At 62.4% G+C, this 1,335-nt stretch carries 1 protein-coding gene; it reads left to right on the top strand.

Annotated elements, in window-relative coordinates; translation table 11 throughout:
* Positions 1 to 240: 240 nt before the first annotated feature.
* Positions 241 to 1,323, top strand: coding sequence for an IS110 family RNA-guided transposase (locus AWC06_RS22835; RefSeq protein ID WP_085200303.1), 1,083 nt, complete (start codon positions 241 to 243; stop codon positions 1,321 to 1,323).
* Positions 1,324 to 1,335: the final 12 nt, after the last annotated feature.

Raw genomic sequence — 1,335 nt, 5'->3', positions numbered from 1 at the left:
TCGACAGAGAGGATCAGATGTCGCTCGCGGTGGCGGTCTGACTCTGACTTCGATTGACGCCGACGGTTGTCCTTGTGTGGATCTGTCGGCCGCTGCCGTGGGTGGCGCGTTCGACGTCACCGACGCGACGGCTGTGACTTCATAGGAGCTTGCGCCACAAGCCCCCATCTCTGTCGTGTCCAACCGCCAACGCCGGTGACGCCACCCATCCACCTGAAGGAGAGGACGGCAGAAACAAGCATGACAAGTCAACCGGAGTCTCGTCACATTGTCGGCGGTGTTGATACTCATAAGCTGACCCATCACGGCGCGGTGCTCGACGCTGGCACTGGAAAACTGCTCGCCGACAGCGAGTTTCCCGCCACCCGTGCCGGCTACCGGCAGCTGCTGTCGTGGATGAGCTCGCACGGCACCGTGCTCAAGGTGGGGCTTGAGGGAACCGGTTCCTATGGCGCTGGGTTGCAACGCCATCTCCAGGCGCAAGGGATCACGGTGATCGAAGTATCCCGGCCTAACCGGCAAGCTCGACGAGCCCGAGGAAAGTCCGACCCGATTGATGCGATCAATGCCGCCCGAGCCGTGCTCAGTGAAGAAGCAATCGCCGCCCCGAAGTTGCGGGATGGATACGTCGAGGCCGTGCGCCAGATCCGTGCGACCCGCCGTAGCGCGGTCAAAGCACGCAAAGCAGCACTGCACCAAATCCACGGCCTGCTGTGGTGTGCGCCCGAAGAACTTCGCGAGAAGTTATCCAGTTATGACCGAGCTGCCCTGGTCGCGCGGTGCGCACGTCTGCGAGTCCCGGCCCCCGGCAAACTGGATGATCCCGTGGTGACGGCCCGCAGGATGCTGCGCCGGTTGGCCAAGCGCATCCAGATGCTTGACGAGGAGATCACCGAGGCCAACAAGGAGCTCGACGCCATCCTGGCCAGCCAGACACCCAACCTGCTCGCGGTCAACGGCGTCGGAACCGAAGCAGCAGGACAGATTTTGACCACCGCCGGCGAGAACATCGACCGGCTCAAGTCCGAAGCATCCCTGGCGCGACTCTGTGGTGTTGCCCCCATCCCAGCAAGCACCGGAAACACCACCCGCCACCGCCTGCACCGCGGCGGAGACCGCGATGCCAACAGTGCCATCTACCTGATCGTCGTCAACAGACTGCGATGGCACGAACCCACCAAGCGCTACCTCGAACGCCGAACCCAAGAGGGCAAGGCAAAAAAGGAAATCATCCGCTGCCTCAAACGAGCCGTAGTCCGCGAACTGTATCGGGCACTCCAAGCCGACCTAAACCGAAAACCAGAGGCTCTTGACGCTGCATAGGAGCATCCACAC

The organism is Mycobacterium fragae, assembly GCF_002102185.1.
GTDB classification, from domain to species: domain Bacteria; phylum Actinomycetota; class Actinomycetes; order Mycobacteriales; family Mycobacteriaceae; genus Mycobacterium; species Mycobacterium fragae.
Note: the sequence above shows the minus strand (reverse complement) of the source record. Positions and strands in the feature narration are given on the sequence as shown.